This window comes from Cellulomonas algicola (assembly GCF_003851725.1).
Lineage (GTDB): Bacteria > Actinomycetota > Actinomycetes > Actinomycetales > Cellulomonadaceae > Cellulomonas > Cellulomonas algicola.
Map to the genome: position 1 here is coordinate 1 of NZ_BHYL01000171.1, position 13,394 is coordinate 13,394.

The 13,394-nt window shown below is 73.3% G+C and carries 14 protein-coding genes and 1 pseudogene; 11 read left to right on the plus strand and 4 right to left on the minus strand.

The features are described from left to right. From CTKZ_RS21585 to CTKZ_RS11695, 5 genes and pseudogenes are all read left to right on the plus strand, one after another. Positions 1 to 296: pseudogene (locus tag CTKZ_RS21585) on the plus strand (glycosyltransferase family 2 protein); the annotation flags it as partial. 295 nt (positions 297 to 591) lie between these two features. Then, positions 592 to 1,470 (plus strand): hypothetical protein, encoded by an 879-nt coding sequence (locus tag CTKZ_RS11680; protein ID WP_124343104.1) that lies wholly within the window; start codon positions 592 to 594, stop codon positions 1,468 to 1,470. Further along, on the plus strand, positions 1,467 to 1,874 hold the full coding sequence (locus tag CTKZ_RS11685) for a phage holin family protein (protein WP_124343105.1): 408 nt from the start codon (positions 1,467 to 1,469) through the stop codon (positions 1,872 to 1,874). Before CTKZ_RS11680 ends, CTKZ_RS11685 begins: the two co-directional genes overlap by 4 nt. Continuing rightward, on the plus strand, positions 1,871 to 2,515 hold the full coding sequence (locus CTKZ_RS11690; protein WP_124343106.1) for a DUF3618 domain-containing protein: 645 nt from the start codon (positions 1,871 to 1,873) through the stop codon (positions 2,513 to 2,515). Before CTKZ_RS11685 ends, CTKZ_RS11690 begins: the two co-directional genes overlap by 4 nt. A 127-nt stretch (positions 2,516 to 2,642) precedes the next feature. Further along, positions 2,643 to 3,605 (plus strand): manganese catalase family protein, encoded by a 963-nt coding sequence (locus tag CTKZ_RS11695; RefSeq protein ID WP_124343107.1) that lies wholly within the window; start codon positions 2,643 to 2,645, stop codon positions 3,603 to 3,605. Positions 3,606 to 3,611: 6 nt separating this feature from the next. Here the strand turns inward: CTKZ_RS11695 and CTKZ_RS11700 are convergent, their stop codons facing one another. Further along, on the minus strand, positions 3,612 to 6,401 hold the full coding sequence (locus CTKZ_RS11700) for a cation-translocating P-type ATPase (protein WP_124343108.1): 2,790 nt from the start codon (positions 6,399 to 6,401) through the stop codon (positions 3,612 to 3,614). Positions 6,402 to 6,556: 155 nt separating this feature from the next. On the opposite strand from CTKZ_RS11700, the gene CTKZ_RS11705 reads away from it, so the two are divergent. The 3 genes from CTKZ_RS11705 (at position 6,557) to CTKZ_RS11715 (ending at position 8,019) form a co-directional block, all read left to right on the plus strand. Further along, positions 6,557 to 7,078: a hypothetical protein gene (locus CTKZ_RS11705; protein WP_235843454.1), complete on the plus strand. Its 522-nt coding sequence runs from the start codon at positions 6,557 to 6,559 to the stop codon at positions 7,076 to 7,078. Positions 7,079 to 7,211: 133 nt separating this feature from the next. After that, positions 7,212 to 7,658, plus strand: coding sequence for a DUF6325 family protein (locus CTKZ_RS11710; RefSeq protein ID WP_235843455.1), 447 nt, complete (start codon positions 7,212 to 7,214; stop codon positions 7,656 to 7,658). A gap of 37 nt (positions 7,659 to 7,695) precedes the next feature. Next, entirely contained in the window at positions 7,696 to 8,019 is a 324-nt protein-coding gene (locus CTKZ_RS11715; RefSeq protein WP_124343110.1) for an SHOCT domain-containing protein, read from the plus strand. 127 nt (positions 8,020 to 8,146) lie between these two features. Here the strand turns inward: CTKZ_RS11715 and CTKZ_RS11720 are convergent, their stop codons facing one another. Then, entirely contained in the window at positions 8,147 to 9,736 is a 1,590-nt protein-coding gene (locus tag CTKZ_RS11720; protein WP_124343111.1) for an MFS transporter, read from the minus strand. 145 nt (positions 9,737 to 9,881) lie between these two features. On the opposite strand from CTKZ_RS11720, the gene CTKZ_RS11725 reads away from it, so the two are divergent. After that, the gene (locus CTKZ_RS11725) at positions 9,882 to 10,709 is read left to right on the plus strand and encodes an alpha/beta fold hydrolase (RefSeq protein ID WP_124343112.1); all 828 of its coding nucleotides are present in this window, start codon (positions 9,882 to 9,884) and stop codon (positions 10,707 to 10,709) included. Between the two features lie 46 nt (positions 10,710 to 10,755). Here CTKZ_RS11725 and CTKZ_RS11730 read toward each other — a convergent pair whose 3' ends face one another. Continuing rightward, positions 10,756 to 10,977, minus strand: coding sequence for a CDGSH iron-sulfur domain-containing protein (locus CTKZ_RS11730; RefSeq protein WP_124343113.1), 222 nt, complete (start codon positions 10,975 to 10,977; stop codon positions 10,756 to 10,758). Further along, entirely contained in the window at positions 10,974 to 11,999 is a 1,026-nt protein-coding gene (locus CTKZ_RS11735; RefSeq protein ID WP_124343114.1) for an iron-containing redox enzyme family protein, read from the minus strand. The genes CTKZ_RS11730 and CTKZ_RS11735 overlap by 4 nt, the downstream gene beginning before the upstream one ends. Before the next feature lie 217 nt (positions 12,000 to 12,216). Here CTKZ_RS11735 and CTKZ_RS11740 point away from each other — a divergent pair, with 217 nt between their 5' ends. Next, complete coding sequence (locus tag CTKZ_RS11740; RefSeq protein WP_124343115.1) at positions 12,217 to 12,594, plus strand: SHOCT domain-containing protein; 378 nt, start codon at positions 12,217 to 12,219, stop codon at positions 12,592 to 12,594. 11 nt (positions 12,595 to 12,605) lie between these two features. After that, a complete protein-coding gene (locus tag CTKZ_RS11745; protein WP_225916995.1) occupies positions 12,606 to 13,364 on the plus strand; it encodes a potassium channel family protein in 759 nt (252 codons plus the stop codon). Positions 13,365 to 13,394: the final 30 nt, after the last annotated feature.

The following is a 13,394-nucleotide window of genomic DNA, read 5'->3' on the forward strand; positions in this document are numbered from 1 at the left end:
AGGCCGCCGTGCTGCCCGTGCTGGCGTGGTCGGCGCTCCGCCACCGGCCCGGCCCGGCGGTCGTCCTGGGCGCTGCCGCCGTGCTCGTCGCGTGGCGCGGGCGCGAGCGGGCCGGCGGCGCCGCCGTCTTCCCCGCGACGTCCGCCGCGCTCGCCCCCGTGTGGGTGCTCGAGCGAGGCGTCTGCTCGTGGCTCGCACTCGGTCGCCGCGTCACGGGAGGGATGCCCTACCGGGGGCGGCGACTCGTCCGCGCAGCGTCGCGGACCCGTGACCTGCGACGACGCTGCACGCTGTGAGAGCGGGCGCCGGCGGGCGCGCGGCCGCGGCGTCGTCCGAATGGCGGCCGTCGCGAGGCTGGCCTAGCGTCGAAACGTCGGGCGGCGCACAACCGTCCGGCAGACCGTCCCCCGGGGCAGGACAGGCACCCGGGTCGCGGCACGAGTCCCCCCGCCGAGCGCACGAGCGCCGGCATCCCGTGCCCACGACGGTCCATCCGCGGCAAGAAGGTTCGCACTCCGTCGACTCCTCGACCTGAGCGCGAGCTGCGCCCACGTCGAGGTCGCACCCACCGATCCCGAGACGAGGCGCATCATGGCTGACCCGTACACCAGCACCAACCCGGGCGGGAGCACCGTCCCCAGCGGCGGGAGCACGACGTCCGGCACCGCAGCGACCGGCGGCAGCACCGCGTACCCCAGCGGGACGACGTCCGGCACGACGTCCGGCAGCACCTTCGGCAGCACCGGGACGACGTCGGGCACCACCGGCGGCTCCGGCTACGGCGGCTCGGGCGGCTCCGGCGGCTCGCCGTCCGGTGGCTCGACGTCGAGCACCGCCGACACGGCCCGCGAGCAGGCGCAGCACCTCAAGGAGTCCGCGACCGAGGCGGGCGGCCAGCTGCTCGGCGAGGCCAAGGAGGAGGCCCGCGCCGTCGGGCAGGAGGCGCGCCGCCAGCTCGGCGACCTGTGGCACCAGGCCCGTGGCGAGGTGGCCGACCAGGCCGGGACGCAGCAGCGCCGCCTCGCGGGCGGTCTCTCCACGACCGGCCAGCAGCTCACGCAGATGGCGTCGTCGTCGCAGGAGCAGGGTCTGGCGACGGACCTCGTCCGCAACGTCGGCGAGCGGCTGGGCGACCTCGGCGACTGGCTCGACGGGCACGGCCCCGACGAGCTGCTCGACGAGGTGCGCCGCTTCGCACGGCGCCGGCCCGGCACGTTCCTCCTCGTCGCCGCGGGCGCGGGCATCGTGCTCGGCCGTCTCACGCGCGGTCTGAAGGACGCGTCGTCGGACGACACCTCGGGGTCGTCCCGCGGGACGCCGGGCACCAACCCGGTGCGCGTGAGCGCGGTGCCGGAGCGGTCGACGTCGGCCGCGTACGCGCCGACGACCACGGCGTACGAGCCGACGACCCCGCCCCCGACGGCGTCCACGACCACGACGCCGGACCCGCTGACGGGTGAGCTGCGATGAGTGAGACCGGCTCCGCTCCCCCGCAGCCGTCGGTCGGCGAGCTCGTCGGCGAGATCTCGCGCGACCTGTCGACGCTGATGCGGCAGGAGGTCGAGCTCGCGAAGGCCGAGGCCCGCCAGGCCGTGCAGCACGCCGCCAAGAGCGGGTCGATGTTCGCCGGTGCGGGAGTCGCCGGGCACTTCGTGCTCCTGTTCCTGTCGATCGCGCTCTGGTGGGCGCTCGGCGACGCGATCGGCCACGGCTGGTCCGCGGTGGTCGTGGCCGTCGTCTGGGCGATCGTCGCGGCTGTGCTCTTCGCACGCGGTCGCGCCGAGTCCAAGCGCGTCGAGGGGCTGCCCCGCACGACCGACACCGTCAGCAAGATCCCGAACGCCCTGCGAGGCCAGGAGGAGAAGAACGCATGAGCACCGACCCGGAGCAGATCCGTGAGGACATCGAGCGCACGCGTGCGGAGCTCAGCTCCGACGTGGACGCGCTGACCGACAAGGTCAGCCCGAGCCAGGTCGTCCACCGGCAGACCGAGAAGGTCCGCACGGCGGTGGGCGGCGTGAAGGACCGCGTCATGGGCAGCACCTCGGACGCCGCCGGCTCCGCGAGCCAGGCCGCGCACGACGTGCGGGACCGTGCGTCCGGCATGGTGTCGTCCGTCGGCGACACGGCCGGCCACCTCCCCCAGGCCGCGAAGGAGAAGGCGCAGGGCAACCCGCTCGCCGCGGGCCTGGTGGCCTTCGGCATCGGGTGGCTCGTCTCGTCGCTGATGCCGGCGAGCCGCAAGGAGCAGGAGCTCGCCCGCACCGCCAAGGAGCAGGCCGCCCCGCTCGTCGAGGGCGCCAAGGGCGTCGCGCAGGACGTCGCGGGCAACCTCAAGGAGACGGCGCAGGAGGCCGCGACCGCGGTCAAGGACCGGGCGACCGAGGCCGGCCAGACGCTGCGCCAGGACGGCCAGGACGCGGCGGCGGACCTGAGGTCGCAGGCGGGCGGCGCGACCGAGGAGGTGCGCGGCGCGCACGCCGAGGGGTCGCCGACGTCCGGCACGGGCGTCTGACGGACGCGGGCGGCGGGTGCTCCCCCGGCCCCGCCGCCCGTCGCCGGCCCGGCGCCGATCGTCGGGCGGGTCGAGCTGAGCAACGCCTGCGGGCCGGGTCCGGTCCGCTCCACCGAGGAGGTCGACCGTGTACCTGCACGTCCAGAGGCTCATCAACGAGATCGAGGCCGACGAGCCCGACCCGGCTGCCGCGAACGCGCTCCAGGAAGGTCTGGGCGGTCAGTTCGGCGAGATGCGGACGATGATGCAGTACCTGTTCCAGAGCATCAACTTCCGTGGACCCGCCGGGAAGCCGTACCGCGACCTGCTCCAGGGCATCGGGACGGAGGAGATCAGCCACGTCGAGCTCATCGGGACGACCATCGCGCGCCTCCTCGACGGCTCTCCCCGCTACCACGGCAAGAAGACGGACCCGCTCGACCAGCCGGGCAGCGGTGGCGACACGCCCCTGCGTCTCGCGCTCGACGAGAGCAACATCCACCACTACCTCGTCGCGGCGCAGGGCGCGCTGCCCGTCGACGCCGCGGGCAACCCGTGGAGCGGGTCCTACGTCTACAACTCGGGCAACCTCGTGCTCGACCTGCTCTACAACCTCATGCTCGAGTCGACGGGTCGGCTGCAGAAGTGCCGCATCTACGAGATGACGGCGAACAAGACGGCGCGCTCGACGATCTCGTACCTCATCGTGCGGGACCAGGCGCACGAGAACGCCTACGCGCGTGCGCTCGAGACGCTCGGCGTCGACTGGGCGAAGGTGCTGCCGATCCCGAAGACGAACGCGGAGAAGTTCCCCGAGGTCAAGAAGCTGCTCGACCTGGGACTGCAGAGCAAGCAGTACTCGTTCGACCTGACGGCGGCCTCCGAGGCCGGTCGCATCTTCCAGGGCATGTCGCCGTCGAAGGACGGCACGACCCTCGACGCGTCCGAGCAGGCGCCCGCGGGGGTGCCGTCGACGATCGCCGAGGAGCGGTTCGAGGAGTTCTCGCCGGGTCTCGACCCGGAGCTGCTCGCGCTCATCCAGGCGACCGCGGACATCGAGATGGCCGAGGTCCAGCCGCTGTACGGGCCGGTCCCGCCGACGGCGGGCTGACCCGGTTCAGCGCTCCGTCGTGCGCGCCCGCACCGGGCTGACCGCCTCCTGGGGGGTCAGCGGTGCGGGTGTCGCACGACGGCGCCGCATGAACGCCTTGTCGATCTCCGCGACGAGCGGCAGCAGGAGCGCGAGCCCGATCGCCGCGAACCACTGCGGGCTCGTGAGCGACTGCGTCGTGAGCCACCCCTGCAGGAAGTCGAGCTCGGTGGCGAGCACGACGAGCAGCACCGGGACCGTCAGCACCTTGACGGCCGACAGCACGGGCGGCAGCAGCCCGGACTCGGGCTCGCGGCGCAGGACCAGGCCGGACAGGGTCGACCCGAGGCCCATCACGACGAACGCCATCGTCATGGACGCGCTCGGCTGGTCCTTGGACAGCTCGTCGGGGCCGAGGACGAGCGGCACGGCGGTCGCGAGGCACAGGACGACGCCGTAGAGGACCCAGCGGCCGATCGCGCGCCGGTTGCCGATCCCGAGCCTCGGGTCGCGCGGCGGGCGGCTCATGATCTCGGGCCCGACCGGGTCGAGCATGATCGCGATGACGGGCCCGACGCAGACGAAGAAGTTGAGGAACAGCACCATCATCGGCGTGAGCGCGACGCCGCCGTTGAGGTCCGCGATCGTCGCGAGCAGGAACAGCAGGACCAGGCCGATGAGCTGGCTCATCTGGAACCGGATGTACGCGGTGATCTTCTGGTAGATGCTGCGGCCGAGCTCGACGGCGTGCACGAGGGTCGAGAAGTTGTCGTCGGTGAGGACGAGGCGCGCGGCCTGCTTGGTGACCTCGCTGCCGGACCCCATGGCGACGCCGATGTCGGCCTGCTTGATCGCGGCGGCGTCGTTGACGGCGTCGCCGGTCATCGCGACGACGAGCCCCTGCCGCTGCATGAGCTGCACGAGCCGCAGCTTGTCCTCGGGGGTGACGCGGCCGAAGACGTGCAGGTCGGGCAGCCGGGCGAGCAGCTCGTCGTCGGTCATGCGGGCGAGCTCGGCGCCGCTGATCGCGCCGGGCGGCAGGCCGAGGTCGGTGCCGATCGCGGACGCGGTGACGGCGTGGTCGCCGGTGATCATGCGGACGTCGATGCCCGCGCGGTGGGCGATCTCGACGGACACCTTGGCCGACGGCCGCAGGGGGTCCATGATCCCGACCATCCCGACGAACACGAGCTGCTGCACGTACGCCATCGGGTCGGCGACGATGCCCGCTTCGTCGGCCGGCGTGAGGATGCGCACCGCGAACGCGAGCGTGCGCAGGCCGGACTGCGCGAGCCGGTCCTGCTCGGCGTCGATCGCGGGCCGCAGCTCGGCGATGTCGACGAACCGGCCGGGCGCGGCGAGCGCGTGCGTGCACCGCTGGAGCACGACGTCGGGCCCACCCTTGACCACCTCGACGAGCACGCGTGGCTGGTCGCGCCAGGGCATCCAGTGCGCGGTCGCCATGAACTTGTAGGCGGAGTCGAACGGCACCTCGGCGACGCGCGGATAGGTCCGCCGGCTCTCCTCGGCGTCGACGCCCAGCTTCGCCGCGAGCACGACGAGGGCGGCCTCGGTGGGGTCGCCGACGACCGCACCGTCGTCCGAGACGAGCGCGTCGCTCGCGAGGCACAGCCCGTACGCGAGCGGGGTCAGGTCGGGCACCTCGGCACCCGCGGGCGACAGGATCCGACCGGTCTTCGCGTAGCCCGCACCCTCGACGGTGTAGTGCTGCCCGCCGAGCCAGAGCGCGGTCACCGTCATCTCGTTGAGCGTGAGCGTCCCGGTCTTGTCCGAGTTGATCGCGCTCGTCGCGCCCAGCGTCTCGACGTCCGCGAGGTTGGCGACGATCGCCTTCGCTGCGGCGAGCTGCTTCGCACCGTACGCGAGCATCGCCTGGACGAACGTCGGCAGACCGGTCGGGATCGCGGAGATCGCGACGGCGGTCGCGAGGAACAGCAGGTCGCCGATCGGGTCGCCGCGCAGCACGCCGATGACGACGATGAGCGCGACCGCGGACCACGCGATCGCGCCGAGCACCTTGGTCAGTGCGTCGAGCTCGCGCTGCAGCGGCGACTTCGTCTTCTCGACCGACGACAGCAGCGTCGCGATGTGGCCGATCTGCGTCGTCATGCCGGTCGCCGTGACGAGCAGGGTGCCGGTGCCGCGCGTCACCGCGGTGTTCTGGAACGCCATGTTGGCGCGGTCGCCGAGCGGCACGTCCTCGTCCGCGAGCGGGTCGGTCGCCTTGCCGATCGGGGCGCTCTCCCCCGTCAGCGCCGCCTCCTGCGTCTCCATCGTCGCGGTGCGGACCAGCCGCCCGTCCGCCGGCACGATGTCCCCGGCCTCCAGCTCGACCACGTCGCCCGGCACGAGCTCGTGCGCCGGGACCAGCGAGATTGCGCCGTCGCGCCGCACCTTCGACATCGGCTCCTGCATCGTCGCGAGCGCGTCGACGCTCTTGCGCGCCTGCATCTCCTGCCGCGTCCCGATGACGACGTTGAGCAGCACGAGGAACCCGACGATCGCCGCGGTCGAGAACTGCCCGATGACGAGGCTCACGATCGCGACGGCGAGGAGCATGAGGTTCATCGGGTCGCGCACCTGCCCCAGCAGGACCGACCACACCGACGGCGGCGCCTGCGCGGTCAGCGTGTTCGGGCCGTACTGCCGCTGGCGCATGCCGACCTCGCCGTCGGCCAGGCCCGTGCGCGGGTCGGTGCCGAGCGCGCGCGCGACCTCCTCCGCCGTGAGCGCCCACCAGCGCGTGTCGTTGCCGGACGTGCCGGGCGTTGCCGGCGCCTGAGTCGACTGGGTCACGACCACCCTCCCTGGGTCGACCCGGCGCGAACCGGGCCCGCGGTGCCTCGTCCTTCCGGCCGACGCTAGGACGACGTGCCGGTCGGTCGCCTCACTCGTCGCAGGTGATGCCGTGCCACCGGGACGCCTCCGGGCGCCGGGTGCAGACTGCCACTGTGACGACCGACAGCACCCGCCCCGAGCAGGCCGTCCGCGCGCTGTCGCACGCGCAGCAGCACCGGCGACGCGCGTCGCACCTGTACGGCCTCGTGATCACGGGCTCGGTGCTGGCGGCCGCGCCGGAGAAGTTCGGGCTCGCGCGCCTCGCGATCGCGCTCGTCGGCACCTTGCTCGTGTACTGGGCGGCCGAGACGTACGCGCACTGGATCGCGCTGCGTTCCCTGCTCGGCCGGCCGCTGCACGGGCACGAGCGCACCGAGGTCGTCCAGGACGGCCTCCCGCTCGTCGCGGCGTGCCTCGTGCCCGTCGTGGTGCTGCTCGTGGAGGCCGCCATCGGCGTCGAGACGTCGCGCGGCGTGGAGATCGCGCTCGTCATCAACGTCGCCCTGCTCGGGTTCGTCGGCTGGAACATGGCCGGCGGCGGCGGGATCACGGGCTGGCGGCGGCTCGTCGCGAGCGTCCTCACCGCCCTGCTCGGGCTCGCGATGGTCGCGCTCAAGCTCTCGCTCCACCACTGACGACCGCTCCGCCGCACCTACCACCCGCCGCGGGTGATGTGCGTGTGCCGGCGCGCGACGAGAGTGACGAACCCGTGGACCCGTCAGGCGCCCACGGGCACGCGCGCAGCGGGCACGACACGAGGAGGACGACGTGAGCGACGTGGAGGACACGACCGAGGAGCTCGGGCCGATCGACTACCTGGTCGTCGAGTTCCCGAGGAACAAGCTGGACGGGACCGCGTTCCCGCTGCTGGTGGACCTGGTCGACCGCGGGATCATCCGCGTGCTCGACCTCGTCTTCGTGGAGAAGGACGAGGACGGCGAGGTGCACGCGCTCGAGCTGCACGAGGCCGCGTCGGGCGAGGTCGACCTCTCGTTCTTCGAGGGGGCCGCGTCGGGCCTCATCGGGGACGACGACGTGGCCGAGGCCGCGAAGGCGCTCGAGAACGGCTCGGCGGCGGGGATCCTCGTCTTCGAGAACCGGTGGGCGGCTCCGTTCGCGTCCGCGCTGCGACGCGGCGGCGGCCAGCTCGTCGCGAGCGGCCGCATCCCCGTGCAGGCGATCCTCGCGGCGCTCGACGACCTCGACGCCGCCTGACGGACCCAGGTCGGACGAACCGGAGGAGGAGGAGACCATGCCAGGACTGATCCGCGGGGTGGCCCGCACAGCCGTCGTCGCGGGCACGGCGAGCGCCGTGTCCGGACGCGTGCACCACCGCCAGCAGCAGCGCTGGGCCGACCAGGCCCAGCCCCAGGGTTACGCCGAGCCGCAGGGCTACGCGCAGCCGGCCTACGCGCAGCCCGTGTACGTCGCGGCGCCGGCGCCCACGCCCGAGACCGAGAGCCCGGACATGGACACCAGGATCGCGCACCTCAAGCAGCTCGCCGAGCTGCGCGACCAGGGCGTGCTGACCCCGGCCGAGTTCGAGGTGCAGAAGGCGCAGATCCTCGCCTCGTGACGGTCAGGCGGAGCCCCTCGGCGACGACGCCGGGGGGCTCCGTCGTGCCTCACGCGGGGGGGCGTCGTCATGCTCCCGCGGACCGAGCGGGGAACGTGCACGGCCGCCGGTCGGCGGGCAGCGGCGGTCAGCCGAACGCCGCGCCCTCGACGGCGCTGTTCGGGGCGGGGTCGGGCAGGCGGCGCATCCGGAGCGCGTTGACGAGCCCGAGCAGGCCGGCGACGAGCGGCAGCAGCAGCGCGACCTGCAGCGCCCGCGGACGCACCTCGTCGTTGATGCGGACGATCTCGTCCTGCACGGCCGGCGGCTCGTCCGCGAGCAGCTCGGTGAGCTGCGTCGTGCTCATCAGCTGCGCGTCGTCGTCGAGCGCACGCGACACCTGCTCCTGCTGGGCGCTGTCGAGGACCGTGCTCGCGTCGGTCTGCGCGGTGAAGCCGACGGCCAGCGCACCCAGCATGAGCGCACCGGCGAACGCGAGGCCGAACGAGAGCCCGAACGACCCCGCCGCGGAGTTCACGCCGGCGGCCTCGCTCACGCGCTCCTCGGAGATCGGCGACAGCGTGTAGTTGTTGAGCTGCGACACGAGCAGGCCGAGGCCCGACCCGACGACGAGGAGCGGGACGACCAGCCACCATCCGCTCGACGCGCGCGGCACGACGGGGATCAGCGCGCCGACCCCCACGACCCCGAGCGCGAACCCCGCCAGCACCAGGTCGGCCGGGCGGCGCGCGCCCGCACGCTTCCCGGCGAGCAGCGCGACCGCGAACATGCTGAGGGACAGCGGCGCGAGCGACAGGCCCGCGGCCATCGCGTCGTACTCGAGCACCATCTGCAGGAAGATCGGCAGCGAGATCATGAGCCCGCCGAGCGCGATCTGCTGGAGCATCTGCTGCGAGACGCCGACGCGGAACAGCGGCGAGCGGAACAGGTCGGGGTCGAGCAGGACGGGCCGCCCCGCACGCTTGCGGCGCAGCAGCCAGCGGACCAGCACGACCAGCGCGATCGCGCCGACGCCGATGAGCGCGCCGACAGCCTCGCCGCCCTCCTGCCAGACGAGCACACCGAGGACGATGCCGCCCATCGCGAGCGCGGACAGCACGGCGCCCACGACGTCGACGGACCGGTCGCCCGTGTACGGGACGTCCTTGATGAGCCGGATGCCGGACAGCACGACGGCGATGACGACGGCCTCGAGCGCGAACGCGACGCGCCACGACAGGTAGGTCGTGATGAAACCGCCGAGGAGCGGGCCGACCGCCGCGGCGATCGACGCCGACGCCCCGACGAGCGCGTAGACCTTCTTCTGCGCGGGTCCGCTGAAGTTGCCGTGGATGAGCGACTGCATCGACGGCAGCAGCAGCGACGCACCGAGACCGCCGACGACCGCCCAGAACACGATGATCGCGGTGAGCCCCTGCGCGAGCGTCATCGCGATCGCGCCGGTCGCGTAGCCGAGCAGGCCCACCACGTACGCGCGCTTGCGCCCGACGAGGTCGCCGACCTTGCTGCCGATGAGGATGAACGCCGCGGAGACGAGCGCCTCGAGCGCGATCGCCGACTGCACGCCGCTGACCGTGGTGTCGAGGTCCCGCACGACCGCGGAGATCGACACGTTCATCAGCGACGTGTCGACCACGAGCACGAACATCGCCATCGCGAGCAGGAGCGCGAGGCGGCGGTCGAGCGGTGCTCCGGACGGTGACGCTCCTGCGCTCATGGTCTGCCATCCCGTCGTCGGCACGTCCGGACCCTCGCAGCGTCCTGCCGCCGCGTACCCCCGGACGTCACCCGCGGCGGGTGGTCCTGCGGCCGCGCGGTGCCGATCGCGGGCGCGGCGGCGTGCGACCTGCCAGGATCGGGCCGTGGTCGACCTGGCTGCCGGCTGGACGGAACGGACCGTCCGCGTGGACGGGCGCCGCGTGCTCGTGCGGTGCGGGCCGCACGTCGAGGGCGCGGTGCCGATCCTGCACGTGCACGGTTTCGCGATCTCCGGGACGTCGTTGCTGCCGACCGCCGAGCGCCTCGCCCACCGCGCGTGGAACGTCGTGCCCGACCTGCCGGGGTACGGGCGCAGCGAGAGCCCGCCGTCGACGCTCGGCATCCCCGCGCTCGCCGACGCGGTGCTCGAGGTCCTCGACGCGCTCGAGCTCGAGCAGGTCGTCCTGGTCGGCAACTCGATGGGCTGCCCGGTCGTGCTCGAGGTCGCGCACGTCGCGCCCGAGCGCGTGCACCGCGCGGTCCTCGCCTCCCCCGCGGGCGGCATGTACAACCAGCCGTTCGTCCGGGGCCTGTGGCAGCTGCTCAAGGACGCGGGCCGCGAGAGCCCGGCGATGGCGCGCACCGCGGTGCCCGACTACCTGCGGTTCGGACCGGTCAACACGCTGCGCCTCTTCGACGAGCTCGTCCGGTTCCCGTCGCAGGAGCGGATCCTGCGGCTCGACGTGCCCGCGCTCGCGGTGATCGGCAGCCGCGACCCGATGATGCCGCCGCCGTGGCGGGTGTTCGAGGTCGCGCGGCTCGCGCCCGACCACGTCACGCTCGCCGTGATCGTCGGCGCGGCTCACGCGATGAACTTCAGCCACCCGGGCGAGCTCGCGCACGTCATCGGCGCGTGGCTGGACGACGTGCCGATCGTCGACGACCCCGACGAGCCCGGCGAGTCGCGCGTGCTGCAGGTGCCGCGGGACTGACCACCGGGAGCGCCTGCAGGCGTCACGACCTCAGGTCGTCACGGTCTCAGGGCGCCTCGAACCCGATCGCCTTGTGGCTCCCGTCGCACCACGGCTTGATCGCCGACGCCCCGCAGCGGCACAGCGCCACGGTCGCCCGGCGCTTGACGACGGGCTCGCCGCGGTCGTCGACCACGGGCACGTCCCCACGCACCAGCAACGGACCGTCGGGGCACGCGACGATCGACCCGCGCACGGGCGTCGCGCCGTGCTCGTCCGCGGCGCTCATGCCGCGACCCGCAGGGACGACTCGCCGCGCTCCCACGCGCCGACGAGGTGCGCGGCGACGAGGTCGTCGAGGAACAGGCACACGCACGCGCCGAAGAGGATGTCCGGCACGAGCTCGGGCTCCTGCTCCGCGAGGCCGCCGGCCAGGTCGCGGCCCGCGATCTGCTCGTGCACCGCGTCGGCCTCGACGTGCTCGTCGAAGTACTCGGTCACGTCGTCGCCGTAGCCGTGCCGCCGGAACCCGTCGCCGTACAGCCGGTTCGGCAGCGACGACGTCATCTCGAACGCCGCGAGGTGCCCCGCGATCGCGCCGCGCAGCCGACGGTGCAGCCCGAGCAGCGACATCGCGTTGACCGCGGCGAGCGTCACGGCGGGGACGTCCTCGACGTACCGGCCGAAGGTCGGCTCGAGCCCGACGCCCTGCATCGTGCGGGCGAACAGCGCGCTGTGCATGCGGTCGGGCGCGCCGCCGCCGTACTCGTCGGCCTGGATCTCGACGAGCGCGGCCTTCGCGGCACCCGCGAGGCGCGGCACAGCCCACGTGTGCGGGTCGGCCTCCTTGAGCTGGTAGAGCGAGCGGTGCACCAGGAGCTCGTGCAGCTGCTCGTCGGTCGCCTGGCGGCCGACGTACCGCGACAGGCTCGGGCCAGGTGTCGGCGCGGTCAGTGCGAACAGGGTGTCGGCGACCGCGCGCCGGTCGGCCGTGACGCCGTCGGGCACCGTGACCCGGTGGCGCAGCTCACGTTCGAACGCCTCCTCGAGGACCGCCCGCGCACGCAGCAGGTCCGGCGCCCACTCCCACGCCTCGTCGACCCCCTCGACGCCCGCGTAGTGCAGCTCGTAGAGCACGAACAGCGTGAGCTGGACGTCCTCGTCCGTCAGGAGGTCGGTGCTGTGCTCGACGGCACGCCGCGCGGCCTGCACGAGACGGTCGTCCGCCGGGGCGTCCGTGCGCGGTGCCGCCGCCGTCAGGGCGTCGAGGACGGCCGCGCCGAGCGGGCCGCGGGGTTGGGGCGACTTCATCGGGTCTCCGAGGTGGCCGGATACGGCCACGCCTCCGAAGCCGTCGAGCAGGTTCCAGCCTCACACGCGCGGGCGACCCCCGCACGGCGAGCCGCTCACCCTCCGCGTGGGCTCTGACCAGCGACGATCACCCACGACGGGTGAGGAAAGTGCCCACCCGGTCGCGGGATCGTGGACCTGGCCGGGGACCCGCCGGCGAGGACCGAGGAGGCACGCGATGGATTCGTTCTGGGACTGGTTCTGGCTGCTGGTGTGGTGGTTCGTCTTCTTCATGTACCTGGTGCTGCTGTTCCAGATCATCGGTGACCTGTTCCGCGACCGGACGCTCGGTGGCTGGGGCAAGGCGCTGTGGGTGATCGGGCTGATCTTCCTGCCCTTCCTGACGGCGCTGATCTACATCATCGCCCGCGGCCGCGGGATGGCCGAGCGGCAGATGGCGCAGCTCCAGGAGCACCAGGCGGCGACCGACGCCTACATCCGGCAGACCGCGCAGACGTCACCGGCGAGCGCGATCGCCGACGCCAAGAAGCTGCACGACCAGGGCGTGATCAGCGCCGAGGAGTTCGCGCAGCTGAAGGCCAAGGCGCTCGCCTGACCCGCCCGGCGATGGACGGGAGGGGCCCGTCGCCGGGCGGGTCCGCGGGCCGCACCCGACGCGTGGTGCGGCCCGCGAACGCGCCCCCGGACGACTTCGGGGTCGTGCTGGGCCTGCTGTGCGTCGTGTACCTCGTGTTCGTCCTGACCGCCGAGCCGTGGACCAGCTGGTTCGTCGTCCTCGGCTACCTCGGGGCCCTGTTCTTCGCGGTCCGGACGTCGCGTCCCGGGCCGCGGCTCCGGCTCGCCGTCCGCGTCGTGCTCGTGGTCTCGGCGGTCGCCACGGTCGCTGCGCTCACGCTCCTGCCGCAGGAGCCGGCGACCGGCGTCGTCAACGGCGTGTTCTGCGTCCTGCTGGGCGTGACGCTCGTGACGATCCTCGGGCGGATCCTCACCCGCCGCGAGGTCACGCTCAGCACGATCGCCGGGGCGCTGAGCGCGTACCTCATCCTCGGTCTGTTCTTCGCCAACGTGTTCGGGGTGCTCGCGTGGCTCCTGCCCGAGCCGTTCTTCGCGGCCGGGCAGCCCGCGGACCAGCAGTCGCTCCAGTACTTCTCCTTCACGACGCTGACGACCGTCGGCTACGGCGACTACACCGCCGCGAGCTTCGCGGGACGCGGCGTCGCGACGTTCGAGGCGCTGCTCGCGCAGGTCTTCCTCGCGACGCTCGTCGCGCGGCTCGTCGCGTCGTACCGGCGTCAGCCTGCACCGTTCGGCAGCCCCGACGGCGCCGACGCCGCCGACGACAGCACCGACCGCGCGGACCGCTGAGCCGCTCGCCGAGCGCCGCACGGGCCGCTC